This is a genomic window from Saccharopolyspora flava, assembly GCF_900116135.1.
Taxonomy (GTDB): Bacteria; Actinomycetota; Actinomycetes; order Mycobacteriales; family Pseudonocardiaceae; genus Saccharopolyspora; species Saccharopolyspora flava.
Window position 1 is genome coordinate 434,025 of record NZ_FOZX01000001.1, and the last position, 25,430, is coordinate 459,454.

Sequence of the window (25,430 nt, forward strand, 5' to 3'; positions counted from 1 at the left end):
ACGAAGATGCTTGAGATGTGCTACGCCAGTAGCGCCAAGGAATACCGCAAGCAGATGGGCGGTTCGGCTGAGGCCGAAAGTCTTCCGCCGCCGACTGGCAAGGGCGTGAAGGCGTGGGACGACGTCGCCGCTGCCTTCGACCAGGTCGCTCGCGACATCGAAGCCGCCTTGGGAGCCGCCGAGGCCGCTCACACCGGTGCCGCTGCGGATGCCGCGCGCACGTCGATCGCCGAGATCAAACCGCTCGCCGAGAGTGCCGCCCAAACATCCCGCGACGTGAAAGCCGCGCTGGAAGAACAAGATTCCTACCAGCGGGAGGCTTTTCAGGCTTTGCCTCGGCAGGACGATCCGTTGCCGAGTGGGCAGGGGGCGATCCTGGATCCTCCGCAGAAGGGGTGGGTCGAGGACTGGGGTCTCGACTCGAACCCGATCACCGGGTGGATGTCGGACTACGAAGAGCGCCAGCAGGCCTACGTGGACACCAACCAGCAGGCCAACCAGGTCATGGAGCGCTACAGCCAGCAGACCGAGGGCGTGATCGCGCGGCTGCCCGAGTTCCAGCCCGCCGACCAGCCGCCGCCGGCCGCTCCGCCCGCGTCCTCCTACCCGACCGCGAGCACCTATTCCGCCGCCGGTGACGGTGGTTCGGCGTACTCCGGTGGCGGGTACTCCGCTCCGGCGAGCACCTCCTCGGCGTGGGCTTCGGCTCCGGCCGCCGCGCCTGCGGTGCACGCGCCCTCGACTCCGCCCGCCGCCTCGAACCCGTCGTGGGCGACTCCGGCGCCGTCCGGTCCCGGGCTGCCGCCGGGGGTCGTGCGCGGTCCCGACGGGACGCTGTTCCGGCAGAACCCGCAGACCGGGGCGTGGGAGCGGCAGAACCCCTACAACGGCCGGTGGGCCCCCTCCCCCAACGGCGGCCCGAGTGGTCGTCGCAGCGGCGAAGGCGCGGGTGCGCCGGTGGGTCGCGGTGCCGGAGGCCGGGCCGGTCTCGGTGCCTCCAGCACCGGAAACACCGCCGGTGCAGCCGGATCCGGTCGTCCCGGTCAGGCCGGGGCTCCCGGTGCCGGGGCCGGTCGCGGCAAGCAGGGCGAGGACGACGAGCAGGAGCACCAGCGCCCGGGCTGGTTGGTGGAGCAGGACGACGTGTTCACCAACGACATGCAGCGCACCGCCCCCGCCGTCTTCGGTGACGCCGACGCGGGCCGGTGATTCGTGGCCAGGCGTGAACTGAGCTTGCCTCCCGCCGCGGCGAACTACCTCTGCACCCGATTCGACCTGCAACTCCACCCGCTGCTGCGGGTGGGCTGGCTGCCGCCGGACGCCACCGAGTCCGACCGCCGCGAGGCGGCCGAGCTCGGCCGGCGCCAGCTCATCCAGCAGGGCCTGTTCGACGGCGACGAACTGCACCCGTTCGTCGAGGACGCCGTGCACTTGCTCGCCCGGCCGCCGCTGGCGGTCGGCGTCGCGGTCCACGCGCGGGACGGCGAGGACTTCAACGCGGTGCTCGCCGAGTACGGCCGCAGCACGATCCAGGCCTACCAGGCCGACGGCGAAAGCCCCGACGACCTGCGGGAAATCCGCGTCAAACGGCACGAGCACGGCGGCCCGGCGGGCAACGCCGTCAACCTCCTCGGCAAGATCACCGCCGCCGAGGACGGCTCGGTGTCGCTGCCCTACGCGCACCTGGAGCAGGTCATCAAGCGGATGGGCGACTCGACGCGGACCCTGTCCGCGGCCCTCGGGTACGCGGGAGTGCGCGGGGCGCAGGGCGCGACGCTGATGCGGGCGCTGACCGCCAAGCGCAGCCTCGAAGGCCTCATCACCGTGCGGGCCTACGACCAGCAGGTCCGGCGCACCCGGTCGCTGCCGTTCAACGTGCAGTTCTTCGCCACCGAAGCCGGCTGCTACCTGGCGCAGCGCAAACCCGGCCGGGACGGCCAGGACTGGTACACGCTGGCACCGGCCGACTCCCGCAAGCTCATCGGCACCATCACCGAGATGATCCGGCTGCTCACCCACCCCGCCGCGCGGGTCTGACGAACGCGGAGGAGGGCCGGTCCCACCCCGGGGACCGGCCCTCCTGCGCAGCGGATCAGCCGTCCGTGATCGGCGCGTTGACGCAGGTGCTGTCCTGCGGGGACGCGATGGGCGCCGTGATCCCCAGTACCGCGGCGTTGTTGCCGCACAGCTGAACCGGCAACACGCTCGCGTTGTTGTCGTTCAGCAGGTTCAGCCCATCGTTGTCCGTGCTGTCGGCGAACGCCGGGCCACCGATCGCCATGAGCGCCGTGGCAGCAGCGGCAGCGCCGAGAACTCGAGCGGAAGTACGCACCTTCAGACCCCAATCATGCGAGTGGTTTTTCCAGCGGAACGAAGTAGCTCGAACCGGCGAGATTCACCGTGGCAGCGGACCAGGCGAGGAGCGCGGTGGGTCATTCCAAAGTGGCACGCGGTCCACTCGTGAGGTGTTCGAAAACACCGAGGGTGCACAGGAAAATCGGGCATTCCTCGAGACCGATCGGCACGACCGGGTCACGGGTGATCCACAGGAGGGACGGAGGCGGATCTTCGCGCCCCTGGTCAGGCGGTCACCCGCGGTGATGCGAGAACGCGAACGGGGTGGCCCGGAAGGATTTCCGAGCCACCCCGTTCCGGCGAAAGATCAGGATCCGACGGGAAGCACGTTCGGCACGATCATCGGGCGCCTGCGGTACTTCTCGGCCACCCAGCGGCCCACCACGCGGCGCACCGACTGCGCGATCCGGTGCGTGTCGGTCATGCCCTCGGCCTCGGTGCGCGCCAGCTCCATCTCCACCAGCGGCACCACGTCGTCGAGCGCCTTCGGGTCGTCGGAGAAACCCCGGCCGGAGATCGTCGGCGGCGACACCGCGCGCCCGTTCGTCACGTCCACCGCGACCGTGATCGAGATGAAACCGCCCTCGCCCAGCACCAACCGGTCCGACAGCGTCGACTCGCCCACGTCGCCCACCGACAGGCCGTCGACGTAGACGTGACCGACCTCGACGCGGCCCGCGATGCTCGCGATGCCGTCGACCATGTCGACCACCACGCCGTCCTCGGCGATGACCACGCGGTCCGCGGGCACCCCGGTCAACCGGGCCAGCTCGGCGTTGGCGCGCAGGTGACGCCACTCGCCGTGCACCGGCATCACGTTGCTCGGGCGCACCGCGTTGTACAGGTACAGCAGCTCACCGGCCGAGGCGTGCCCGGACACGTGCACCTTCGCGTGGCCCTGGTGCACCACCTGGGCGCCCAGCCGGACCAGGCCGTTGACCACGCCGAACACCGCGGTCTCGTTGCCCGGGATCAGCGAGCTGGCCAGCACCACCGTGTCACCGGCGCGGATGCCGATCTGCTTGTGCTCGCCCCGCGCCATCCGCGACAGCGCCGACAGCGGCTCGCCCTGCGAGCCCGTCGAGACGAACGCGACCTCCTCCTCGGGCATCTCCAGCGCCTGGTCGAGGTCCACCAGCAGCCCGTCCGGCACGTTGAGCATGCCCAGCTCGGCGGCGATGCCCATGTTGCGCACCATCGACCGGCCCACGAAGCAGACCTTGCGACCGTGCGCCTCGGCGACCTCGAGCACCTGCTGCACGCGGTGCACGTGGCTGGCGAAGCAGGCCACGATGACCCGCTGCGTCGCCTTGCCGATCACCCGGTCCAGCACCGGGCCGATCTCGCGCTCCGGCGTGACGAAACCGGGCACCTCGGCGTTGGTGGAGTCGACCAGGAACAGGTCCACGCCCTCGTCGCCGAGGCGGGAGAACCCGGCCAGGTCGGTCAGCCGGCTGTCCAGCGGCAGCTGGTCGAGCTTGATGTCACCGGTGTGCAGCACGACCCCGGCGGGCGTGCGGATGGCGACCGCCAGCGCGTCCGGGATCGAGTGGTTGACCGCGAAGAACTCCAGGTCGAAGGAGCCGTGCGTGCTGCGCTGCCCCTCGGCGACCTCGATCAGCTCCGGGTTCAACCGGTGCTCGCGGCACTTGGCCGCCAGCAGCGCGAGGGTGAACTTCGAGCCGACCACCGGCAGGTCCGGGCGCAGCCGCAGCAGGAACGGCACGGCGCCGATGTGGTCCTCGTGACCGTGCGTGAGCACCAGGGCGTCGATGTCGTCCAGCCGGTCCTCGATCGCGCCGAAGTCCGGCAGGATCAGATCGACGCCCGGCTGGTCGTCCTCCGGGAACAGCACGCCGCAGTCGACGATCAGCAGCCGGCCCTCGTACTCGAAGACCGTCATGTTGCGGCCGACCTCGCCGATGCCGCCGAGCGCGACGACCCTGAGACCACCTTCGGCCAACGGGCGTGGTGGTGCCGACGAAGTCGGCGTCACCGGGTGGTGCTCGGTGGCTGTCGCCTGTGCGCTCAACGCTGTGTCACCTCTGTGCTGCGTCCGGGTTGACCAATACCAGGCCAGCATCCCACAGGTCGCTCGTGATCAGACGAACCTGCTCCTCCGTGGCGGCCGGCAGCGGCAGTCGCGGCTGCCCGGTCTCGTAGCCGCACAGCCGCAGCGCCGTCTTGGCGAAGATGACGCCGCCGACGAAGTTCATCGACCGGTACACCGGCAGGAGTCCCTTGTGGACCTCCAGAGCGCCTGCCACGTCACCGGATTCGTAGGAGTCGAGCATCTTGCGGAGCCGGTCGCCGACCACGTGGCCGATCACGCTGACGAAGCCGACCGCACCCACCGACAGCCACGGCAGGTTCAGCGGGTCCTCGCCCGAGTAGTAGGCCAGCCCGGCGTCGTTCATCGCCTCGCTGCCGGCCCACAGGTCGTGCTTGGAGTCCTTCACCGCCACGATCTGCGGGTGCTCGGCGAGCCGCTTGAGGGTGTCGACCTGAATCGGCACGACGCTGCGCGGCGGGATGTCGTAGAGCATCACCGGCAGCCCGGTGGCGTCGGCGACCGTCCAGAAGTGCTGGTAGAGGCCTTCCTGCGGCGGCCGGGAGTAGTAGGGGGTCACGACCAGCAGGCCGTGCGCACCGGCCTTCTCCGCGGAGCGCGCCAGCTCCACGGAGTGCTCGGTGTTGTTCGTGCCGGCACCGGCGACGACGGTCGCCCGGTCGCCCACGGCCTCGACCACGGCGCGGAGCAGCTGCTCCTTCTCCTGATCGGTCGTGGTCGGGCTCTCACCGGTGGTGCCGTTGACGACCAGCCCGTCGTTCCCGACGTTGTCGACCAGGTACGCGGCGAGCTCCTGCGCCACTTTCAGGTCGACCTTCCCGTCCTCGTCGAACGGCGTGACCATGGCGGTCAGGACGCGGCCGAACGGGCGGCCCGGAATGGCGGTGGGGCAGTCGGTCATGGCCCTGACGCTACCCGGTCAGACGCCCGCCGGAGACAGCCGGACCGGGCTGAACCGAGCCCGCCGGAAAGGTGATTCCGACGGGCTGGAACGAGCGTGTTTCTTTCGGTTTTCCAGGGCCCTGACGAGCAGTTCTTCAGCTCCGGCTAGGGGTTCGCCTAGAACGAGCGGCGCAGGTCCTGCATGGCCATGACGTCGGCCTCGTTGCCCTCGAAGGTGACCTTCGCTTCACTGCGGCCGAAGGCGTAGAGCAGCAGCTCGGCGGTGTCGCCGACGACGCGGACCGTGCGCGGGCCGCGCTTGGCCTGGATCTCGGTGCCGTCGGTGCGGCGCAGCACCACGCCCACCGGGCTGCGGCCGTAGAACATCCGCGCGACCCGGCTCAGCGACTTCCACAGGACCTCGTCGCGGGCCTCGTCGGACGGGCGCGGCTGCCAGTCGGGCCGGGCGCGGCGGACGTCCTCGTGGTGCACGAAGAACTCGGCGGCGTTGACGGTCTCGTCGACCCCGCCGATGCTCATCGGGTTCCACTTCGGCGGCCCCTGCCGCACCTGGTCGACCAGCTCGGGCCAGGCCAGCTCGCGCAGTTCCTGCTCGGCGCGGTCGCCGCGCTCGGCCAGCGCCTTGATCAGCTTGCCCGCGAGGGCGTCCGGGCGGCGTTCGCGCACCACCAGGTGCACCGCGAGATCCCGGGTCGCCCACCCCTCGCAGAGCGTCGGCGCGTCCGGGCCGACTCGCTCGAACAGCTCGCACAACAGCTGGCGTTCATCGCTGGCGACACCCATGGGCCCACTCTAAACGCCGATCACGCCCGGCGTCCGCCGCCTCGCGGATCGAGACGGAAACGGCACCCGGAGTTCGCCCACGCTTCGGCGTTCAGCCCTCGGTGACCAGCGGGCTGGAGGCGACCTCGGTGCCGTCCTTGAGGGTGGTGATCTCGAAGTCGCTGAACACGTTCGGCGCGGCCTTCTGCAGCTGCTTGAGGCATTCCACCGCCAGCGCCCGGATCTCCACGTCGGCGTGCTCGGAGGCGCGCATCGCCACGAAGTGCCGCCAGGCGCGGTAGTTGCCGGTGACCACGATGCGGGTCTCGGTGGCGTTGGGCAGCACCGAGCGGGCCGCCTGCCGGGCCTGCTTGCGGCGCAGCGTCATCGTCGGCTCGTCGGCGAACTTGTCCTCCAGCGCGGCCAGCAGCTCGGCGTAGGCCTGCGCGCTGGCCTCGGTGGCCCGCAGGAACTTCTCGTGCAGCTCCGGGTCCTCGGCGATCACGTCCGGCTCGACCATCGCGGCGTCGCGCTCCGGGACGTAGCGCTGCGAGAGCTGCGAGTAGGAGAAGTGCCGGTGGCGGATCAGCTCGTGGGTCAGCGAGCGGGACATCCCGGTCAGGTAGAACGACACCGATCCGTGCTCCAGCACCGACAGGTGGCCGACCTCCAGGATGTGCTTGATGTAGCCGTCGTTGGTGGCCGTCGCCGGGTTCGGCTTGTGCCACGACTGGTAGCACGCGCGTCCGGCGAACTCGGCCAGCGCCTGGCCTCCGTCGGCGTCGGTGGACCAGTCCACGTCCTCCGGCGGGAAGAACTCGGTCTTGCCGACCAGCTGCACCTTCGGCCGCACGATCTCGGTCACGACGGGCGCGCCCCTTTCCTGCTCTCACGACTCCCCTGCCCGGCAGCGTAGCCATCGGCCGCGACGCGATCCGCTGACGCCGGTTGACACCATCGTGTCGTTGCGTGACGTCACAGATGACGGCATAGTGGCGTCATGGATCTGAACCCGTACATCGACCAGCTTCGCGAAGACCTCACCTCCGCCGCTGCCGCAGGCGACGACCAGACGCGGCAGACCGCGGCGGTGCTGTCCGGCGCGATCGAGCCGGCCGCACGGCTGGCGATCATGAACGCACTGTCCGACCTCGCCGCTGAGGTCACGACGAATCTCGACGGGCAGGTCGTCGACCTGCGACTGGACGGCCGCGACCTGCGCGTCGTCGTCAGCGGTGGCGGCACGCCGCCGTCCACCGAGCACGAGAGCGAGCCACCACCTCCCCCGCCGCCCAGCGGCGACAACGGCGACATCAGCCGCATCACGCTGCGGTTGATGGAGGAGATCAAGTCCCAGGCCGAGCAGGCCGCGTCCGCCCAGGGCGTCTCGCTGAACACCTTCGTCGCGCAGGCGGTGCAGGGTGCGCTGCAGGGACGCGGCCGCGGCGGGCCGTGGGACCGCCCGCGACGCGGGCGCGGTGGGCACGGACACGGCGGGCACGGACGCCCGGGCCACGGACGCGGTCCCTGGGACGGGCCCGGCTTCGGCGGGTGGCCCGGCGGCGAGGGCGGCGGCTCCCGCATCCACGGCTGGGTGCAGGGCTGACGGAGACCCGCATGGTGGAGAGGCGACTTGAGATGACCGACAACAACGAGGAACCGGACCTGGACCAGGAGTGGTCCGAGGCCGAGGAAGAGCTGACCGACCTGCTGCGCAGTCAGGACTTCGACACCGACGGCCCGCTGCGCATCGACATCGGCACCAACCGGGGCTCGGTCGTGGTCGAGCTGACCGACACGGCGGTGACGCACGTCGACGTCCGGCACGACCCGTCGTCAACCGGGCAGGACTGGCAGAACGGGCTGTCCGGCCTGTTGACCTGGGTCAGCGAGCAGTTCGGCGCGAACATCCCCGGCGGCGGGCGCGGGGTCGACCTGGGCTCCCTGCCACGAGAACCCCTCGTCGAGGCGGTGCGCCGCACCCGGATCGACCTGAGCGGCGGCCGACTGGTCGTCCGCGCTCCGTCCACGGCACCGCTGCGCGGGGTGCCGCTGGCGGTGCGAGTGACCGCGCCGGTGGGCTCGGAGGTGAGCGTGCAGAGCGGTGGCGCCGAGGTGTCGCTGACGGGCGCGGCCGGGAAGGTCAACGTGCAGGCCGGGTCGGGCGCCGTCGCGGTCGAGGAGGCCACCGACAAGGCCACCGTGCGCAGCAGCTCCGGCCACCTGCGGCTGGGCACCATGCGCGGCGGTGCGCACGTGCGCTCCGGGCGCGGTGACATCGAGGTCGCCTCCCTCGCGGCGGCGTCCTCGGTGGGCAGCGGCTCCGGCAACATCTGGCTCGGCGAGGTGGCCGGCGACGTGCTGGTGCGCACCGGCAGCGGTGACATCACCGTGGCCGACGCCGTCGACGGGCAGGTCGAGCTGATCACCGGCTCCGGCGAGCTGCAGGTGTCGCTGCACCGCGGCACAGCGGCCGAGGTCGACCTGACCTCCTCGACCGGCACCGCGCGCAGCGACCTGGACGTGTCCGATCAACCACCCGAGACGGAGCCAACGCTGCGGCTCTTCGGCCGCACCGGCAGCGGAGACGCCGTCCTCACCACGACGAGCTGAAACCGCCTGGAGCAGTGGAGAAATGCGGCAGAGCCGCATTCTCTTCCGCCACCTGAGGCACTGGCACCGCTGTGCCTTCCCCTCTGGGGGATTTCTGATCGGCTTCGTGGCGAGTACGCCGGGACGCCGCGTATTCGAATACTCAAGGAGCGGCGCACGGAGTCCACGGAGCCGATCAGGTTCTGCTACCCGCACCGCCAAGCAAGGTGATCCCTCAACTACCTCCTACCCCGCAGCCAGTTCCGCGTTGAGGGGGCGGATGAGGTCTCCTCGTTCGCCGACCACGACGTCGTCGAGTCCGAGCCAGGTCGCCATCTCGCGCAGGGCGGCGGCCAGCTCGGGGGCGACTCGGGTGGCGTCGTGGCCGGTTTCGAGGAAGGCGCCGGGAATCCGGAGCACTCCCGCGTTGCGGTCGGCCTTGATGTCGACGCGACCCACGAGCTCACCGTCGAGCAGGAAGGGGAAGACGTAGTAGCCGTACTGCCGCTGGGGTTCCGGGACGTAGATCTCGATGCGGTAGCGGAAGCCGAAGAGCCGCTCGGCGCGGGAACGCTCCCAGACCACCGGGTCGAACGGGCAGAGCAGAGCACGGCCGGTGATCTTGCGCGGGACGCGGGCGGCGGTGTGCCGGTAGGCGGGTTGCCGCCATCCGCGCACGGCGACGGGTTCCAGCACGCCGCCCTCGATGAGGTCGGCGACCGCCTGCTTCGACTGCGCCGGCGACAGCCGGTAGTAGTCGCGCAGATCGGTCTCGGTGGCCACGCCCAGCGCCTCGGCCGACCGCTCCACCAAGGTGCGGAGGGCGTCGGCGTCCTCGGGTTCGCGGGCCAGGACCTCGGCGGGCAGCACGCGTTCCGGCAGGTCGTAGAGCCGCTCGAAGCCGCGGCGGGTTCCGGTGGTCAACTCGCCCATCGCGAACAGCAGCTCGCAGACCCGCTTGGTGTCGGTGCGGTTCCACCACGGTCCGCGGCCCTGCCGCTCGCCGCCGCCGAGCTCGCGCTCCAGCCGGCCCGCACCGATGGGGCCGAGCTCCTTGACGGCGTTGAGGACGTCGTTGACCAGCTCGGGGTTCTGCTCCAGCAGTTCGCGGGAGCGCTTGCGCCAGGCACCGCCGTGCTCGCGCATCCGCCACCGCAGCAGCGGCCAGTCCTCGACCGGGATCAGCGACGCCTCGTGCGCCCAGTACTCGACGAGCAAGCGGGGCTGCCGGGCGGTGTGCGACCACGCGGCGGTGTCGACCAGTTCGGCCGGGTAGGCGCCGAGCCTGCTGAACAGCGGCATGTAGTGGGCGCGCACCGCGACGTTCACCGAGTCCAGCTGCAGCAGCTTGGTCCGGGACAGGGCGCGCTGCAGGTGCCGCCGGGTGACCGCGCCTCGCGGCCGGGGGTCGGCGAAGCCCTGCGCGGCCAAGGCGATTCGGCGTGCCGTGTCGTTGCTGATGGTCTGCACGCGAGGAATCGTGCCAGCCGCCCCCGACAGCGGAACGAGCACAGGCCGAACGAGCACCGGAGTTCCAGCCCTCTCCCGTTGCCGCCCGACGGTGACGGGCTGGGTGCCGGGCGTGATCGGGTGACGCGTTAGGTTGTCGCGCATGGCAGAAGCCGACGTGCGCGAAGCGGTGGCGTCCGACGCCGCCGAGATCGCGCGCATCCAGGTCGAGACGTGGCAGACCGCCTACGCCGAGATCCTCCCGCCCGCGGTGCTGGCCGGGCTCGACAGCGCGCAGGCCGAGCAGGAGTGGCGCGAGGCCGTCACCTCCGGCGCGGCGACGGTGCTGCTGGCGACCGAGGGTCGCTGGACCGTGGGATTCTGCGCCGCGGGTCCGGCGCCGGAGTCCGAGGTCGCCGCGGCCGACGGCGCGCTGCCCGCCGACGCGTCGACGACGGTGCTGGTCAGCGCCCTGCTGGTGGAGCCGCGCTGGGGTCGGCGCGGGCACGCCGGACGGCTGCTGGGCACGCTCGGCCGCCGGTTCGCCGAGGCCGGTGCCACGCGCGGCATCGCCTGGGTGCCGGAGTCCGACTCGGCGTCGCTGTCGTTCTACCGCGCTGCGGGCTGGGCGCCGGACGGTACGGTGCGCACGTTGGACGCGGGTGGGCGCCCGCTGCGCGAGATGCGCCTGACCGGTCCGCTGGACTTCGAGTTCGAGCACCACTGACGCCTGCCCCCACCAGGAGCCGACCGTGCTGACCATCATCGGGTTGCTCTCCACCACCTTCGGAGTGTCGGTGGCCTCGGCGCTGCTCCCGCTGATCAGCGTCGAGCTGTTCGCGGTCGGGCTGGTGCTCAAGGAGCCCGAGATCCCGTGGTGGGTGCTGGCGCTGGTCATCGCGACCGGGCAGATCGGCGGCAAGCTGCTGCACTACTACGCCGCCCGGGGCAGCATCCGGTTGCCGGGGATCGTGCGCCGCCGGCGCGACAAGCCCCGGAACGGGGGCCGCTGGCGCGGGTGGCTGGAGTCGTTCCGGGAGAACTGCCGCGACCGCCCGATCTGGGCGGGCGCGGTGCTGCTGGTCAGCGCGGTGGCGAGCCTCCCGCCGTTCGCGGCGGTGGCGTTCGTCGCCGGGTGGGCGAAGGTGCCGGTCACCACGTTCCTGCTCACCGGTTTCGTCGGCCGCTTCGCGCGCTTCGGCGTCCTCGCGGCGGCCCCGGCGATGACGCCCTGGATCTGAACACGCCCAGGCCCTGGAAACGGCGACGTCCCCTCGCCGTGGGGAACGAGGGGACGTCTGGAACCGCCGTCAGGCTCTCGAAGCCCGGCGGGATCAGAAGCTCGGCAGGCTCGGCAGCGCGGGCAGGCCGAGCCGGCCCGGCACTCCCAGGACCGAGTCGATCAGGCCGAAGACCGGGACCCCGACCGGGGCGAAGGTCCACTTGTCGTTGAGGTCGCCGGTGTCGGGCTCGTCGACGATGGCCGGACCGTCCTGCGCCACGGCCGCCGGGGCCGGGGCGGCCACCGGGTCCGCCAGGGCCGCCGGTGCGGTGGTGCACAGGGCCGCTCCGGCCAGGAGCGATGCGGTCAGGGCGCGAGAAGCGGTGTTGTTCATGCTGGTTCCCTTCGTTGGAGCCGTCCCGCCGCGCGCTGCGCGGGACGCGCGGCGGGCTCGGACGTACTGCCAGGTCAGCCGGCGAGCAGGCCGACGACCGGGGCCAGCAGCTGCGTGGGCAGCTGCACGGTCGGGGTGAGCACGGCACCGAGGTCGACTCCGGGCAGGACCCAGATCGCTTCGGCGTTGGCGACGCCACCCGTGAGCAGGGCGGTGCTCACGGCGATGGCCACCGCGGCGGCGGCACGGCGGACGGATGTGGACATGTTCGTTCCTCCTTCTTCCTCACCACCGGCCGCGGCCGGTGGAAGATCAGCAGACGGCGTCCGAGGGCTTGGGGTTGCCGAGTCCGAACAGCGGTCGCAGCGCGACACCGGCGTAGGTGCCGACGATGGCCATCACGCCCCACAACCAGCCGTGCAGGCTGAACGAGGCCACGCCGGAGAAGTAGGCGCCGATGTTGCAGCCACCGGCGAACCGCGCGCCGACGCCCATCAGGATTCCGCCGAGCACCGCGCCGACGGCCATCTTCCAGGGGATCTTGCGGTGCAGGGTGAACGCACCGGCCAGCGCGGCGGCGACCAGGGCGCCGACCATGATCCCGAAGTCCATCACCGAGATCCGGTCGGTGAGCACCGAGGAGGCGAGCTTCGCGGCGTTCTCCGGGTCCTGCCAGAACGGGGCGCCGGAGACGTCGATGCCGATCCAGCCGAGGATCTTCGCGCCCCACAGCCCGAAGGCCGAGGTGATGCCCCAGGAGTTGCCGGAGACGAACAGCGTCGCGGCGTTGAGCACGGCCAGCAGCACGGCTCCGACCCACAGCGGCCACGAGCCGCGCAGGGCGCGCACGATGCCCTTGGCGACCGGCGGCTGCTCGATCGGCGGTGGCGTGCGGCGACGCTCGACCAGCAGCGACACCCCGACGACGACACCGATGATGATCAGCGTGAACAGCACGCCGCCCGCGTAGCCGAGCGGGGTGTCGGCGAGCGAGACCTTCGGGCCGATGTTCTGCACGGTCTTGATGAACGGCGAGATGAACGCGGTGAACACCGACCCGGCGATGAACCCGCCGAGGGTGAAGATGATCGCGGTCTGGCCGCTGCCGACGGCGAACAGGGTGCCGGAGGCGCACGAGCCGCCGACCTGCATGCCGACGCCGAACAGGAACGCGCCGAAGACGACGCCGAGCCCGGCGGGCTGGAGCTGCGCTTCGGGTGTGCCGGACAGCGAGAAGCCGCTGCCAAGGATGCCCGCGAACAGCACGGCGGCGACGCCGAGCATGAGCATGTGGGCCCGGATCGCGCGGCCCTGTCCGACGGTGATCAGCTGCCGCCACGCCGAGGTGAAGCCGAATCGGGAGTGGAACAGCACCAGTCCCAGCCCGAGGCCGACGGCGTAGAGCACGGTCATCTTCCAGCCTGCGGCGTTGGCCACGGCCAGCCCGAGCACGACGGCGATCGCGATGCCGATCGCGACGACTCCGCGTTGCGCGGGCGGTGCCGTGCGCACCGGCGGCGGTGCCGGTCTTTCAACGTCCACAACAGACATGTGCTCTCCTACTTCTCCGTGATCGGGGCGGAGACGGCCACGATCGTCCCGTCCGGGATCCACTGGCCGAGGTTGCCGCCGTGCTGGTGTCCGCCCATCTGCATGACGTCGACCTGGGCGGACGCGTAGATGGTGACCTCGCCGGTGAGGTTCTCGCCTCGGGCACGGGCCCACTGCCGGTATCCGGACAGCGACGGCGGGTCGCCGAAGACGCCGGCTTGGGTCATGCCGTAGGTGAGGGCGCTGCGGTCGCGCGGGTCGAACCGCAGCGGCAGCGCCGCACTGGCGGTCGAGTTCACCACCGGACCGTGCAACAGCCACGGCGCGAGGTGCATTCCGTACAAGTACCCCACGCGTTCCAGAGTCTGGGACGCCTGGGTCCACCCGGAGACCAGCACCAACGCCCCGTCCGGGTTGTCGCTGATGGGCAGGCCGCGGCGGGCGGCTTCGGCGCGCACGACCTCGGTCGCGGCCTTGCCGCGGGGTGTGTCGTCGCCCACGACGGAGATCGAGGGCGCCTTCAGGTCGGCGAGGTAGGAGACCTGCTTGCGCAGCGCGTCGGCGTCCTCGTCGAGCAGCCGGGTGTTCGGGCAGCTGATCGGGCCGGACGCGCCCGCGGTGATGCCGCCGAGGGCCGCGCTCGCGCACTCGGGGTCGGTCGCGCCGGGCTGCTCGGGCAGGTCGCCGGTGTCGACCTCGACGGTGCCGGTGTCGGTGCCGCGCCGGATGAGCAGGTCGCTGCCGCCGGGCGGCAGGTCGACCTCGGCCCAGGTACCGGTGGCGCCGGGGATCGGCACGGCGCGGGAGATCCGGTCGCCCTGCTCGACGGTGATGCCGCTCCCGGCGCTGTCCGGGAAGTGCACCAGGTTGCGGCCGGTGCGGTTCGGGGTGACCAGCACGGGCGTCCCGGCGGCCTGGGCGAGCTGCGCGACGCCGGGGACGGGCAGGCCGTGCGGCGCGGGGATGCCGGGCAGCGCGGCCCAGGCGAGGACGACGGCGAGCACTCCGATCGCGCCGAAGCGGTAGACGCGCCGCTCGTCGCGCACCGCGAGGGTCACGACGAGCACCGCGACGGCCCCGATGACCAGCGCGGACAGGGTGATCCCGTAGCCGGTGGTCCACAGCCTGCGGTCGACGATCCCGGACAGCAGCAGCTGCCCGATGCCGGCTCCGGCCAGCGCGATCGCGGCGGTGAGCGCGGTCGGCCGGGGGCGCAGGCCGCTGTCGTCGCGCCAGGTCTTGGCCAGCGCGAGCCCGAACCAGACGACGGCGACGGCGACGAAGACGGTGTCGAGGAAGAAGGGCAGCGAGGTGTGGCTGAGCGAGGCTTCGGCGATGAGCAGCAGTGCCAGCGCGAAGCCGAGGAAGGTGGAGGGGCCGCGCCGGCGCAGCGCGACGGGCACGGCGAGGGCGAGCACCACGTGGGTGATCGCGAAGCCGACGTTGATATCGAGGACTACGGCGGACAACCCGGCCAGCGCGGCGGTGCCGACGCCCGCGACCCAGGCGGTCCACGGGCGCATCACGGCGCCGGCGCGCAGCAGGCCGATGCCGGCGACCAGCGCGGTGCCGGCCAGCAGCAGCACGCGCAGCACCAGCGCGAGGTGGTCCACGCTGGACACTCCGGTGTGGGTGTGCATGTCTTCCACGTCCGCTCTCGTCGAGAACAAGGGGTTCGGGGCGGGGTGGCCGCCGCGGGACGGCGGCCACCCCGGTTTCGCCGCTGGGTCCAGATCCGGTGGCGGCGTGCGACCTGGTCCGGGTCGCTACTTCAGATCGCCGTCGGAGACCACGAACAGCTCGGAGTGAGGTTTGGCGTTGCCGAACTCCCCGTGCGGCCAGGACCGCCGGTTGAAGTTGATGCCGACCTCACCGGTCACCTCGTCGCGGAAGGTGTCGTCGACCGAGACCTTCCCGTCCGGGCCGAGGTTGACCATGTTGACCTTGTGGTCGCCGTCGTTGCCGGAGCGCGCGACGAAGTAGTTCGACACGGCGAGCCGACCGGGCGTCTGCGTCTCGGTGTACTTGCCGTCCGGGCCGAGCACGAAGTTGTCGTACCCGCCCCAGTGCGGACCGCCCGCGGCCTTGCCCGGGTTGATCGGCGCGGTGCCTGCCACCGTCGGGCAGTCGGCTTCGGCGCCCCCGTGCTGGGATTCCTCGATGGTGTCGATGGTGCACTGGAAGTCGTCGCCGGCGTTGACCAGCTTCTGGATGTCCAGCGTGTACACACCACCGGTGGTGCCCGGGTCGTCCTTGCCGAACGTGCCCGCGGCCCGGCCCTGGATCGCCCGGTACAGGAACCGGTCGTCCGGGCTGGTCTGGATCCAGCCGCCGTTGGAGCTGCCGCCGTTGCGGTCGTTGGCCTTGTCGAAGTTCACGACCGCGGCGCCGTCGTCGAACACCTGGCGCCAGTGGGGTTCCGGCGCGGTGATGTCCGGCGTGTAGAACACCGCACCGCCCTGCATGGTTTCGGCGAACGCTCCCTTGTGGCCCGGCAGGTTGGTCACCGTGGTCTCCATGACGGCACGGCTCTCGTTGTGCAGCGGGTCCTTCGGGTTGGCGCGCGGGCCGTCCGGCAGGTACGAGACCGACTTGAGCTTCGGGTGGTTGCGGTCGGCGATGTCCCAAGTCCGGAGGGTGGGCCGCCGCAGGTACGGCGACGGGGCCTTCACCGGGTCCAGGATGATGTTGCGCGGCTCGGTGTAGTCCGCGGTGACCAGCGTGTTGAGGTCCTCGCGGGCCTGAATGCCGTGCGGGTTGGCGCAGGTCGGCGTGCCGATCCGCGGCAGGTTGTCGCACAGCTTCGGGTTGTCCCCGCCCGGCGTGGCGGCCGGGGATTCGGAGAGCACCTTGGCGTTCTGGTCGAACCGCACGACCTCGCCGGGGCTGCCGGCGAAACCGTTGCCCAGGTGCACCGATCCGTCCGAGTAGCGGTACGGGCCCGGAGCCACCGGCCCGCCCATGTAGGTGCCGTAGGCGGTGCCGTCCTTGAGCGTCCAGTAGGCGTCGGGGACGGATCCGCCGGGCGTCTGCGTGGGCAGGCTGATGCCCTTGAGCTTGACGTTGGGCAGCGAGGTCACGTCGAACGCGTAGGTCGCCGCGCCGAAGAGCGCACCGGCGAAGATGGTGTTGCCCTTGTGCCACACGTACTGCATGTGGTGCGGCTCGTTCTCCACCAGCGGTCCGACGGTGACGGTGTTGACGACCTGGCCGTAGCCGGGCGAGCCCTTGGTCGCGTCGATGACGGCCAGGAAGTCCGGCCCGGGCAGGGCGTTGGCGACCTTGCCGGTGCCGCCGGAGAGCGAGCCGGGCAGGTTGCGGACGTCGGACACCGCGGTGTCGGCGATGTTCTCGTCACCGGCCCAGACGACCAGCCACTCCTTGGGCTTGCCGTCCGATGTGGACTTGTCCAGCGCGCTCTTCACGACGTGGTTGGTGACGGTGTAGTCCTTGCCGTCCGCACCCTTCACGGACTGCGTGGACACGTCGACATCGGCGTAGGCGTCCGGCACCGGTAACGTGACCGCACCGAGCGCCAGCGCTATCGCGGTCAGCGCGACGGGCAGTCTTCGAAGACTCTTCTTCATGTGTGTGCTCCGCATTTTCGTGGAGAATTCCGAAATCGGGCACGACGAATCAGCACGTCCGGAAATGCGCGAGTTCCCGGGCGAGCTTCGTCGTGAACTGCTCGGAGAGAGAAACGCCTTGCAGCGGCGAGAGAAAGCGGTCGCTTATGCGTGACAGAGCGCGCTGGCCTGCTGCCGGAGATCGACATGCAGGCGAGCCACCAGACAGGCGAACCTGGACATGGCAGTAATAGTCGGGAACGTCCCGAGGAGTGTCAACTTTCAACCACGTTGTGGGAAACCCTCCCACGAGCTTCCTGAGAATCGCCTGGTAAAGGCGATCAGTAGACCGAACGGCGGTATCCGCCGAATTCGGTCCGCGCTTAGGATTTCCGGTTCTCCCCCGCCGCGGCGGCCCGGATCAGCACGTCGGCGGCCGCCTCGATCCGCTCGTCGTCACCGGTCACGATCCGGTCCTGGCACAACCCGCGCAGCCCCGAGATGAGCAGGCTCGCGCGCGACCGCGCCTCCAGCTCGCCGAATCCGAGCGCGCGGTAGACGGGCACGAGCGGCTCGACCATCGCCCGGACGGCGTCGGCGGCGAGCGCGGCGTAGCGCTCGGGCTGGGTCGGAGCCAGGCTCAGCACCTGGAACAGGATCCGGATCGGCCTCCGCTGACGTCCGCGCGTGATCGCCTCCCACAGCACCCACGCCGCCTTCTCCAGGTCGGCGGTGTCGCGGACGTCGTGGAACAGGTCGGAGACGTCGGGCCGGCTCGCGGCGATCGCCTCGGCGATGAGCGCGTCACGACTGCCGAAGTAGTAGATCAGCATGCGCTTGCTGGTGCCCAGCCTCTCCGCCATCGGCGCGAGGGACAGGTCGGCGATGCCGTGCTCGGCGAGGTCGTCGACGGCCTTGGCCAGCAGCTGGGCGCGCTTGTCGCCTCGGGGACTCACCCCTTGACCGTACCGATCGGTACAACTACCGTCCAATTTCTGTACCGATCGGTACAAGAGGGGGTGCGCATGACGACGAAGTCACCATCGGTGGCGATCATCGGCGCCGGGATCGGCGGGCTCACGCTCGCGATCGCGTTGCGGCGCAAGGGAATCCGCGCCGCGGTCTACGAGCGGGCCGGCGAGCTGCGGGAGGTCGGCGCGGCCGTGGCGCTGTCGGCCAACGGCACGCGCGTGCTGCACGCCCTCGGCCTGCGCGACCGGCTGGCCTCCCGCAGCGCCGTGCCCGCCGAGCTGATCTACCGGCACTGGCGCTCAGGCCGGCGCGTCGCCGCGTTCACCGCCGGAGACGACTACGAAGCGCGGTTCGGCGCGCCGTACTACGGGGTGCACCGCGCGGACCTCCAGGCCGCCCTGGCCGAGGCCTGCGGAGAGCTCCACCTCGACCACCGGCTCGTCGACGTCGCGTCCCGGAACTCGGGCTACGAGCTGGTTTTCGCCGACGGTTCCACCGCGCACGCCGATCTGGTCGTGGGCGCCGACGGCGTGCACTCCACGGTGCGCCGGTGGGTCGCCGACGAGGAACCCGCGCGGTACTCGGGCACCAGCGGTTTCCGGGGACTCATCCCCGTCGACGCGATGCTCTCGCTGCCCGATCCGGGGGCCATCCAGTTCTGGATGGGGCCCGGCGCGCACGTGCTGCACTACCCGATCGGCGACGGCTCCTTCATCAACTTCCTGGCCGTGGTGGACGATCCGCCGACGTGGACCGGCTCCAGCTGGGTGGAGGACGTCCCCGCCGACCGGCTCCGCGCGCCGTTCCACGACTGGCACCCGGGCGTGCGCGAGATGGTCGCGGCGACCGAGCTGCACAAGCGGTGGGCCCTGTTCGGGCAGGAACCGCTGCCCCGCTGGCACCGGGGCGGCGTGGTGCTGCTCGGCGACGCCGCGCACGCGATGCTGCCGCACCACGGTCAGGGCGCGAACCAGTCCATCGAGGACGCGGCCACCCTCGCCGCACTGCTGCACCGCTTCCCGCCGGACGAGGCGCTGCCCCGCTACGAACGGCTGCGCCGCCCCCGCACGCGCGCGGTGCAGCGCAGCTCGTGGGTGGCCTCGGTCCTGCTGCACCTGGCCGACGGGCCGGACGCTGACGAGCGCGACCGGCGGCTCGCGGCGATCCCGGACACGCTGCGGTGGATCCACCAGCACGACGCCGAAGCCGCGGCGCTGGGCTGAATCCGCCTGCGGCTCAGGAGTTGTCGTCGCGCTCCAGGTCGATGGCCTTGCGCATGGCCTTGCGGCCGCGGTTGCGGTCACCTGCCAGGTCGTAGGCCTGCGCGAGGGCGAACCAGCGGCGCCAGTCCTGCGGCGAGGACTCCAGCTCGGCCTGCTTGGCGTCGAACCACTCGTCGGCCGCCTCGCGCTCGACCCGGCCCGACGGGCGGCGCGGCAGGTGCGAGACGTCGGGCAGCGCGCCCTCGTCGTCGAGCCTGCGGGCCAGCCGCTCGGTGGAGGCGCCGAAGCGCAGCTGGTCGACGACCAGCACCGCGCCCAGCACCGGGAACACCAGGATCGCCAGCCCCAGCACGATGAACACCGGTTCGCCGCTGGCGATCATCGTGATCGCGCGACCGCCCATCAGCACCAGGTAGACCAGCAGCACCAGCGCGACCACGAACGCCGCGGTGCGCGCGGTCATCAGCGGCTTGGCCACCTCAGATCCCCATGAGCGCGTCGAGCCCCACGGTCAGGCCCGGCCGGCCGCCGACCTCGCGGACGCCCAGCAGCACGCCCGGCATGAACGAGCGGCGGTCGTAGGAGTCGTGCCGGATGGTCAGCGTCTCGCCCTCGGTGCCGAAGAGGACCTCCTGGTGCGCGACCAGGCCGGTCATCCGCACCGCGTGCACCCGGACGCCGTCGACCTCGGCGCCGCGCGCGCCGTCGGGGTCCTTGGTGGTGGCGTCGGGCATCGCGCCGAGACCGGCCTCCTGGCGGGCCTGGCCGATGACGTGCGCGGTGCGGGCCGCGGTGCCCGAGGGCGCGTCGGCCTTCTTCGGGTGGTGCAGCTCGACGATCTCGGCGGAGTCGAAGTACTTGGCGGCCAGCTCGGCGAACCGCATGGACAGCACCGCGCCGATGGCGAAGTTCGGCGCCACGATCACGCCGACCTCGGGCTTGTCGGCCAGCCAGGAGCGGATGGAGTCCAGCTCGGCGGGGCCGAGGCCGCTGGTGCCGACCACGACGTTGATGCCGTTGTCGACGCAGAAGCGGATGTTGTTCAGCACGGCGTCGGGGTGGGTGAGGTCGACGGCGACCTGCGCGCCGGACTCGACGAGCCGCTCGATCGGGTCGTCGTGGTCGACCTCGGCGACGACCTCGGTGTCGGCGGCCTCGCCGACGGCTCGCACGGCCTCGGAACCCATCCGCCCGCGGGCGCCCAGCACACCAACCTTGATCACCGTGGATACACCTCTCCGCAACGACGCTGCTGCCCCGGAGTCTAGGCACCCGCCCCGGGCGCGCCGGGCGCCCCACCCCGCGCGGTGACCAACACCATCCCGCGTGCGCCGGCGTGCGCGCGTCCCTCCAGCATCGAGGCAGTTTTAGCCATAACTGACCGGACAAAACGGATGTTGATCATGGGTGATTATGGCTAAAACTGTCGCCGGGTGCGCTACACGCCCTCCGGGAGGTCCTCGGGAGTCTTGTAGGGCCCGACGACCGCGGTGGTGAAGGGGCGGTTGAGGAGGTCGCGGGCCAGCGCGGCGACGTCCTCGGGGGTGACCGCCTCGATCTTGGCGAGGGTCTCCTCGACGGTGTAGTGGCGGCCGTAGTTGAGCTCGGTCTTGCCGATCCGGCTCATCCGGGCCGCGCTGTCCTCCAGCCCCAGGACGAGACCGCCGCGCAGCTGACCGCGGCCGCGGTCGACCTCCTCCGGCGACAGCCCGTTCGCGGCGACGTCGGCCAGCACCGAGCGCGTCACCGACGCGACCTCGCCCAGGCGCTCCGGCGTGCACCCCGCGTAGACCGAGAAGGTGCCCGCGTCCGAGTAGGCCGTGCTCGACGAGTACACCGAGTACGCCAGCCCCCGGCTCTCCCGGATCTCCTGGAACAGCCGCGAACTCATGCCGCCGCCCAGCGCCGCGTTGAGCACGCCGAGCGCGAACCGCCGCTCGTCGTAGCGGTCCAGGCCCCGGCAGCCCAGCAGCAGGTGGGTCTGCTCGGTGTCGTCGGGCTGCAGCACCAGCGGCTCCTGCTTGGGCAGCCGCGCCCGGCCGCCGCGCGGCTCCTCCGGGCGCTCGTCGCCGGTCAGCCGGTCGCCCAGAGCCTTGCGGACCAGCCGCACGACCTTGGCGTGCTCGACGTTGCCCGCCACGGCCACGACCATCTTCGGCATCCGGTAGCTGCGCCGGTAGAAGCCGTGGACCCGGTTGCGGGTCATCTCGGTGATCGACTCCTCGGTGCCCAGCACCGAGCGCCCCAGCGGACTGTCGCCCAGCACGGCGGTGGAGAACAGCTCGTGCAGCAGGTCCTCGGGGTCGTCGTCGCGCATCGCGATCTCCTCCAGCACCACGCTGCGCTCGACGTCGACGTCGGCGGCGTCGTTGATCGCGTCGAAGACCACGTCGCAGAGCATGTCGACCGCCAGCGGCAGGTCCTCGTCGAGGACGTGCGCGTAGTAGCAGGTGTGCTCCTTGGAGGTGAAGGCGTTGAGCTCACCGCCGACCGCGTCGATCTCCTGCGCGATGCCCACCGCGGTCCGCTTCGCGGTGCCCTTGAACAGCAGGTGCTCCAGGTAGTGCGCGGCCCCGGCCTGCGCGCGGGTCTCGTCGCGCGACCCGACGCCGACCCAGATGCCCACCGACGCCGAGCGGACGCCGGGGACCGGTTCGGTGACCACCCGCAACCCGCCCGGCAGGACCGTGCGCCGCACTTCGGCGGCTCCGTTGTGCCCGAGAACCCGGGTCGTCCCGGGACGCTGCAGGTGTCCGGCTGTCTGCTTGTGCTGCTGCTTCATATCCCTGTTTCGTCGCCTCCGCGCGCGAACCCCGCGCACCCACGACAATACGGCCCGCCCCGGCTGACCGGGACGGGCCGTATCGGCGGAATTCAGCGGATCACTCGGCCGCGGCCTCGGCCGGAGCCGCGGCGCCCTCCGAGGACTCCTCCTCGTCGTTGACCACGATCAGGCTGATCTTGCCGCGGTTGTCGATGTCGGCGATCTCCACGCGCAGCTTGTCGCCGACGTTGACCACGTCCTCGACCTTGCCGATGCGCTTGCCGTTGCCCAGCTTGGAGATGTGCACCAGGCCGTCCTTGCCCGGCAGCAGCGAGACGAACGCGCCGAAGGCCGCGGTCTTGACCACGGTGCCCAGGAAGCGCTCGCCGACCTTCGGCAGCTGCGGGTTGGCGATGGCGTTGATCTTGTCGATCGCCGCCTCCGCGGACGGGCCGTCGGCCGCACCCACGTAGATGGTGCCGTCGTCCTCGATGGTGATCTCGGCGCCGGTCTCCTCGGTGATCGAGTTGATCATCTTGCCCTTCGGGCCGATGACCTCGCCGATCTTGTCCACCGGGATGTTCACCGAGGTCACGCGCGGGGCGTGCGGGCTCATCTCGTCGGGCTTGCCGATGGCCTCGGCCATGACCTCCAGGATGGTGAACCGGGCGTCGCGCGCCTGGCCCAGCGCCTGCGCCAGCACCTCGGACGGGATGCCGTCCAGCTTGGTGTCCAGCTGCAGGGCGGTCACGAAGTCCTTCGTGCCCGCGACCTTGAAGTCCATGTCGCCGAAGGCGTCCTCGGCACCGAGGATGTCGGTCAGCGCCACGTAGTGGGTCTTGCCGTCGACCTCGTCGGAGACCAGGCCCATCGCGATGCCCGCGACCGGGGCCTTCAGCGGCACACCCGCGTTGAGCAGGGACAGCGTCGAGGCGCAGACCGAGCCCATCGAGGTCGAACCGTTGGAGCCCAGGGCCTCGGAGACCTGCCGGATGGCGTACGGGAACTCCTCGCGCGAGGGCAGCACCGGGACCAGCGCGCGCTCGGCCAGCGCACCGTGGCCGATCTCGCGACGCTTCGGGCTGCCCACCCGGCCGGTCTCACCGGTCGAGTACGGCGGGAAGTTGTAGTGGTGCATGTACCGCTTCGTCGTCTCCGGGGAGAGCGAGTCGATGGTCTGCTCCAGCCGCAGCATGTTCAGCGTGGACACGCCCAGGATCTGGGTCTCGCCGCGCTCGAACAGCGCCGAACCGTGGGTCCGCGGGATCACGCCGACCTCGGCGGACAGGCTGCGGATGTCGGTCAGGCTGCGGCCGTCGATGCGGACCTGGTCGCGGATGATGCGCTGCCGGACCAGCTTCTTGGTCAGCGAGCGGAACGCCGCGCCGATCTCCTTCTCGCGGCCCTCGAAGGCCTCGCCCTCGCCGGTGCCGACCTTCTCCAGCAGCGACGCCTTGATCTCGTCGAGACGGGTCTCGCGCTCCTGCTTGCCGGCGATCTTCAGCGCCTCGGCCAGCTCGGTGGAGGCGGCCGACTCGACGGCGGTGTAGGCGTCGTCCTGGTAGGCCGGGAAGACCGGGAACTCCTGGGTCTCCTTGTTCACGGCCTGGGCCAGCTGCTGCTGGGCCACGCACAGGCTGCGGATGAAGGGCTTGGCGGCCTCCAGACCGGCGGCCACGATCTCCTCGGTCGGCGCCTGGGCGCCGCCGTCGACGAGCTCGGCGGTCTTCTCGGTGGCCTCGGCCTCGACCATCATGATCGCGACGTCGTCACCGACGACGCGGCCCGCGACGACCATGTCGAACACGGCGCGCTCGAGCTGCTCGTGGGTCGGGAACGCGACCCACTGGCCGTCGATCAGCGCCATGCGGGTGGCACCGATCGGGCCGGAGAACGGCAGGCCCGAGCCCTGGGTCGACGCCGACGCGGCGTTGATCGCCAGCACGTCGTACAGGTCGCCCGGCTTGAGGCTCATGACGGTGACCACGACCTGGACCTCGTTGCGCAGGCCGTCGACGAACGACGGGCGCAGCGGGCGGTCGATCAGCCGGCAGGTCAGGATCGCGTCGGTCGACGGACGCCCCTCGCGGCGGAAGAACGAGCCGGGGATGCGGCCCGCGGCGTACATCCGCTCTTCGACGTCGACGGTCAGCGGGAAGAAGTCGAAGTGCTCCTTCGGCTGCTTGGAGGCCGTGGTGGCCGACAGCAGCATGGTTTCGTCGTCGAGGTACGCGACGACGCTCCCGGCGGCCTGCTTCGCGAGCCGGCCGGTCTCGAAACGAACGGTACGGGTGCCGAACGCGCCGTTGTCCAGCACGGCGGTCGACTCGTACACGCCCTCTTCGATCGCTTCAGTCAAGGTGACTCCCTATCGTCACTACGCCCACGGCAGGAGCATCCGGATCGGTGATCCGACAAGGCCGGCCATCGATCGAAGCTCCCGGGACCGTCTCGTGACGACTGCCCGGCAGCCACTACCGAGGACCGGCGGACGCCTGCACCCAGTGCTTGCCACCGTGAGCGCTCTGTTGAGTTGCTGACGGCGCCTGCTAGGCACCGCCCGGTTTTACGCACCGGGGGGAGCGGCCCGCGGCCACTCCCCCCGGCGTCATGTCAACGACGCAGACCGAGTCGCTGGATCAGCGAACGGTAGCGTTCGATGTCCACCTTGGTCAGGTAGTTGAGCAGACGACGGCGGCGACCCACCATCAGCAGCAGGCCACGACGCGAGTGGTGGTCGTGCTTGTGCTGCTTGAGGTGCTCGGTCAGGCCGGTGATCCGCTTGGTCAGCAGGGCCACCTGGGCCTCCGGCGAACCGGTGTCGCCGTCCTTCAGGCCGTACTCGGCCAGGATCTGCTTCTTCTCGTCAGTGGACAGCGCCACGAAATGCTCCTTCTTCACATGTCCCGTGCCAGTCGGCGGACGACCGCCTGCGGGGACCGGGCCGCGCGGGCCGGTCACCTCGGAATTCGGCCACCACGGACTGCAGCCGATCCACAGGCCAGGATAACAGGGAAGGCCTGCTCGCCCCGGTTACCCCGACTCCTCGCGCGTCAGCGGCGCGCGGTGCACCAGCCGGTGCACCGGAGCGCTTCCGCCCAGGTCACTGCGCATCACCGCGAGTTCGCCAACCGTCCACCACGGGCCGGCGTAGTCCGCGAGCAGGCCCGCGACCGCCCGCCGGTCCGCGCGGCCCGACGACCAGCGGGCGACGGTCAGGTGCGCCCGGAACCCGGCCGGGTCGCCCCCAGCCGCGCCGACCAGCTCGCGCAGCGCCCGCCGGTCGCCGTCACCGGCGGGTTCGACCCCGGTCCACAGCACGCCCCGGAACGTGCCCGCGCCGCTCAGCCGCAGCTCCAGCGGCCCGGTGCGCAGCCGCGCCAGGCGGCGGTCCAGGCGCTCGGCGACCCGGTCGGGGTCGGCGTCGTCGCCGTGGAACCGCAGGGTGAGGTGCCAGCGCTCGGCCGCGGTGAACCGGAACCCGCGCAGACCCGCCGTCGCCTCGCGCACCCGGCCCGGGTCCAGGCCCGCGATGACCTCGGCGAGGTGCCGCACCGCCTCCTCGGACGGCCGCAGCGCGGTGAACAGCCGCATCCCGCGAGTATC

Annotated in this window: 25 protein-coding genes; 7 read left to right on the forward strand and 18 right to left on the reverse strand. The window is 71.2% G+C overall.

The genetic code is table 11. The features are described from left to right. The first annotated feature begins 15 nt into the window (after positions 1-15). Together BM424_RS01905 and BM424_RS01910 are read left to right on the forward strand one after the other, a co-directional pair. Entirely contained in the window at positions 16-1,209 is a 1,194-nt protein-coding gene (locus BM424_RS01905; RefSeq protein WP_217649604.1) for a hypothetical protein, read from the forward strand. Between the two features lie 3 nt (positions 1,210-1,212). Further along, positions 1,213-2,037 (forward strand): ESX secretion-associated protein EspG, encoded by an 825-nt coding sequence (locus BM424_RS01910; RefSeq protein ID WP_093413218.1) that lies wholly within the window; start codon positions 1,213-1,215, stop codon positions 2,035-2,037. 55 nt (positions 2,038-2,092) lie between these two features. On the opposite strand, the gene BM424_RS01915 is transcribed toward BM424_RS01910, so the two are convergent. The 5 genes from BM424_RS01915 to thyX form a co-directional block, all read right to left on the reverse strand. Next, entirely contained in the window at positions 2,093-2,281 is a 189-nt protein-coding gene (locus tag BM424_RS01915; RefSeq protein ID WP_093413219.1) for a hypothetical protein, read from the reverse strand. A gap of 381 nt (positions 2,282-2,662) precedes the next feature. After that, positions 2,663-4,351, reverse strand: coding sequence for a ribonuclease J (locus BM424_RS01920; RefSeq protein ID WP_175547950.1), 1,689 nt, complete (start codon positions 4,349-4,351; stop codon positions 2,663-2,665). Between the two features lie 43 nt (positions 4,352-4,394). Further along, the gene (gene dapA / locus BM424_RS01925; protein ID WP_093413222.1) at positions 4,395-5,327 is read right to left on the reverse strand and encodes a 4-hydroxy-tetrahydrodipicolinate synthase; all 933 of its coding nucleotides are present in this window, start codon (positions 5,325-5,327) and stop codon (positions 4,395-4,397) included. A 158-nt stretch (positions 5,328-5,485) separates the two neighbouring features. After that, positions 5,486-6,112 carry a TIGR03085 family metal-binding protein gene (locus BM424_RS01930; RefSeq protein ID WP_093413224.1) on the reverse strand — a complete coding sequence of 209 codons (627 nt, stop codon included), beginning with the start codon at positions 6,110-6,112 and terminating at the stop codon, positions 5,486-5,488. 91 nt (positions 6,113-6,203) lie between these two features. Further along, positions 6,204-6,956, reverse strand: coding sequence for an FAD-dependent thymidylate synthase (thyX, locus tag BM424_RS01935; RefSeq protein WP_093413225.1), 753 nt, complete (start codon positions 6,954-6,956; stop codon positions 6,204-6,206). A gap of 135 nt (positions 6,957-7,091) precedes the next feature. Between thyX and BM424_RS01940 the strand changes: the two genes are divergently transcribed. After that, complete coding sequence (locus BM424_RS01940) at positions 7,092-7,697, forward strand: toxin-antitoxin system HicB family antitoxin (protein WP_093413227.1); 606 nt, start codon at positions 7,092-7,094, stop codon at positions 7,695-7,697. Positions 7,698-7,729: 32 nt separating this feature from the next. Next, a complete protein-coding gene (locus BM424_RS01945; RefSeq protein WP_093413228.1) occupies positions 7,730-8,704 on the forward strand; it encodes a DUF4097 family beta strand repeat-containing protein in 975 nt (324 codons plus the stop codon). A gap of 225 nt (positions 8,705-8,929) precedes the next feature. Here BM424_RS01945 and BM424_RS01950 read toward each other — a convergent pair whose 3' ends face one another. After that, positions 8,930-10,153: a winged helix-turn-helix domain-containing protein gene (locus BM424_RS01950; RefSeq protein WP_093413230.1), complete on the reverse strand. Its 1,224-nt coding sequence runs from the start codon at positions 10,151-10,153 to the stop codon at positions 8,930-8,932. Between the two features lie 142 nt (positions 10,154-10,295). Here BM424_RS01950 and BM424_RS01955 point away from each other — a divergent pair, with 142 nt between their 5' ends. Both BM424_RS01955 and BM424_RS01960 read left to right on the forward strand, forming a co-directional pair. Beyond that, on the forward strand, positions 10,296-10,859 hold the full coding sequence (locus BM424_RS01955) for a GNAT family N-acetyltransferase (RefSeq protein ID WP_093413231.1): 564 nt from the start codon (positions 10,296-10,298) through the stop codon (positions 10,857-10,859). A 25-nt stretch (positions 10,860-10,884) separates the two neighbouring features. Then, positions 10,885-11,373 (forward strand): VTT domain-containing protein, encoded by a 489-nt coding sequence (locus tag BM424_RS01960; RefSeq protein ID WP_245775549.1) that lies wholly within the window; start codon positions 10,885-10,887, stop codon positions 11,371-11,373. A gap of 93 nt (positions 11,374-11,466) precedes the next feature. On the opposite strand, the gene BM424_RS01965 is transcribed toward BM424_RS01960, so the two are convergent. The 6 genes from BM424_RS01965 to BM424_RS01990 form a co-directional block, all read right to left on the reverse strand. Continuing rightward, positions 11,467-11,748, reverse strand: coding sequence for a hypothetical protein (locus BM424_RS01965; protein ID WP_093413233.1), 282 nt, complete (start codon positions 11,746-11,748; stop codon positions 11,467-11,469). Positions 11,749-11,822: 74 nt separating this feature from the next. Continuing rightward, entirely contained in the window at positions 11,823-12,014 is a 192-nt protein-coding gene (locus BM424_RS01970; protein WP_093413234.1) for a hypothetical protein, read from the reverse strand. A gap of 46 nt (positions 12,015-12,060) precedes the next feature. Continuing rightward, complete coding sequence (locus BM424_RS01975; RefSeq protein WP_093413236.1) at positions 12,061-13,299, reverse strand: YeeE/YedE family protein; 1,239 nt, start codon at positions 13,297-13,299, stop codon at positions 12,061-12,063. 8 nt (positions 13,300-13,307) lie between these two features. Next, positions 13,308-14,939: a hypothetical protein gene (locus tag BM424_RS01980; RefSeq protein WP_093414552.1), complete on the reverse strand. Its 1,632-nt coding sequence runs from the start codon at positions 14,937-14,939 to the stop codon at positions 13,308-13,310. 126 nt (positions 14,940-15,065) lie between these two features. After that, entirely contained in the window at positions 15,066-16,886 is a 1,821-nt protein-coding gene (locus tag BM424_RS01985; RefSeq protein WP_245775550.1) for a selenium-binding family protein, read from the reverse strand. Between the two features lie 362 nt (positions 16,887-17,248). After that, the gene (locus BM424_RS01990) at positions 17,249-17,821 is read right to left on the reverse strand and encodes a TetR/AcrR family transcriptional regulator (RefSeq protein ID WP_217649606.1); all 573 of its coding nucleotides are present in this window, start codon (positions 17,819-17,821) and stop codon (positions 17,249-17,251) included. Positions 17,822-17,890: 69 nt separating this feature from the next. On the opposite strand from BM424_RS01990, the gene BM424_RS01995 reads away from it, so the two are divergent. Then, complete coding sequence (locus BM424_RS01995) at positions 17,891-19,060, forward strand: FAD-dependent monooxygenase (RefSeq protein ID WP_093413239.1); 1,170 nt, start codon at positions 17,891-17,893, stop codon at positions 19,058-19,060. A gap of 13 nt (positions 19,061-19,073) precedes the next feature. Here BM424_RS01995 and BM424_RS02000 read toward each other — a convergent pair whose 3' ends face one another. From BM424_RS02000 to thpR, 6 genes are all read right to left on the reverse strand, one after another. Continuing rightward, positions 19,074-19,523, reverse strand: a complete 450-nt coding sequence (locus BM424_RS02000; protein WP_093414556.1) for a hypothetical protein — start codon at positions 19,521-19,523, stop codon at positions 19,074-19,076. 16 nt (positions 19,524-19,539) lie between these two features. Continuing rightward, complete coding sequence (gene dapB, locus BM424_RS02005) at positions 19,540-20,283, reverse strand: 4-hydroxy-tetrahydrodipicolinate reductase (RefSeq protein ID WP_281248667.1); 744 nt, start codon at positions 20,281-20,283, stop codon at positions 19,540-19,542. Between the two features lie 215 nt (positions 20,284-20,498). After that, positions 20,499-21,842, reverse strand: a complete 1,344-nt coding sequence (locus tag BM424_RS02010) for a M16 family metallopeptidase (protein ID WP_093413242.1) — start codon at positions 21,840-21,842, stop codon at positions 20,499-20,501. A 100-nt stretch (positions 21,843-21,942) separates the two neighbouring features. Next, on the reverse strand, positions 21,943-24,183 hold the full coding sequence (locus BM424_RS02015; RefSeq protein WP_093413244.1) for a polyribonucleotide nucleotidyltransferase: 2,241 nt from the start codon (positions 24,181-24,183) through the stop codon (positions 21,943-21,945). A gap of 254 nt (positions 24,184-24,437) precedes the next feature. Then, on the reverse strand, positions 24,438-24,707 hold the full coding sequence (gene rpsO / locus BM424_RS02020) for a 30S ribosomal protein S15 (protein ID WP_093413246.1): 270 nt from the start codon (positions 24,705-24,707) through the stop codon (positions 24,438-24,440). A gap of 150 nt (positions 24,708-24,857) precedes the next feature. Continuing rightward, positions 24,858-25,418, reverse strand: coding sequence for an RNA 2',3'-cyclic phosphodiesterase (gene thpR, locus BM424_RS02025; protein WP_093413248.1), 561 nt, complete (start codon positions 25,416-25,418; stop codon positions 24,858-24,860). Between the last annotated feature and the right edge of the window lie 12 nt (positions 25,419-25,430).

Excerpts from the sequence above, each read along its gene's own strand:
- BM424_RS01905 (WP_217649604.1), top strand. The coding sequence starts at position 16 with ATGTGCTACGCCAGTAGCGCCAAGGAATACCGCAAGCAGATGGGCGGT.
- BM424_RS01915 (WP_093413219.1), bottom strand. The coding sequence starts at position 2,281 with ATGGCGATCGGTGGCCCGGCGTTCGCCGACAGCACGGACAACGATGGG.
- dapA (WP_093413222.1), bottom strand. The coding sequence starts at position 5,327 with ATGACCGACTGCCCCACCGCCATTCCGGGCCGCCCGTTCGGCCGCGTC.
- BM424_RS01930 (WP_093413224.1), bottom strand. The coding sequence starts at position 6,112 with ATGGGTGTCGCCAGCGATGAACGCCAGCTGTTGTGCGAGCTGTTCGAG.
- BM424_RS01940 (WP_093413227.1), top strand. The coding sequence starts at position 7,092 with ATGGATCTGAACCCGTACATCGACCAGCTTCGCGAAGACCTCACCTCC.
- BM424_RS01945 (WP_093413228.1), top strand. The coding sequence starts at position 7,730 with ATGACCGACAACAACGAGGAACCGGACCTGGACCAGGAGTGGTCCGAG.
- BM424_RS01955 (WP_093413231.1), top strand. The coding sequence starts at position 10,296 with ATGGCAGAAGCCGACGTGCGCGAAGCGGTGGCGTCCGACGCCGCCGAG.
- BM424_RS01965 (WP_093413233.1), bottom strand. The coding sequence starts at position 11,748 with ATGAACAACACCGCTTCTCGCGCCCTGACCGCATCGCTCCTGGCCGGA.
- BM424_RS01970 (WP_093413234.1), bottom strand. The coding sequence starts at position 12,014 with ATGTCCACATCCGTCCGCCGTGCCGCCGCCGCGGTGGCCATCGCCGTG.
- BM424_RS01975 (WP_093413236.1), bottom strand. The coding sequence starts at position 13,299 with ATGTCTGTTGTGGACGTTGAAAGACCGGCACCGCCGCCGGTGCGCACG.
- BM424_RS01980 (WP_093414552.1), bottom strand. The coding sequence starts at position 14,939 with ATGCACACCCACACCGGAGTGTCCAGCGTGGACCACCTCGCGCTGGTG.
- BM424_RS01985 (WP_245775550.1), bottom strand. The coding sequence starts at position 16,886 with ATGAAGAAGAGTCTTCGAAGACTGCCCGTCGCGCTGACCGCGATAGCG.
- BM424_RS01995 (WP_093413239.1), top strand. The coding sequence starts at position 17,891 with ATGACGACGAAGTCACCATCGGTGGCGATCATCGGCGCCGGGATCGGC.
- BM424_RS02000 (WP_093414556.1), bottom strand. The coding sequence starts at position 19,523 with ATGACCGCGCGCACCGCGGCGTTCGTGGTCGCGCTGGTGCTGCTGGTC.
- BM424_RS02010 (WP_093413242.1), bottom strand. The coding sequence starts at position 21,842 with ATGAAGCAGCAGCACAAGCAGACAGCCGGACACCTGCAGCGTCCCGGG.
- thpR (WP_093413248.1), bottom strand. The coding sequence starts at position 25,418 with ATGCGGCTGTTCACCGCGCTGCGGCCGTCCGAGGAGGCGGTGCGGCAC.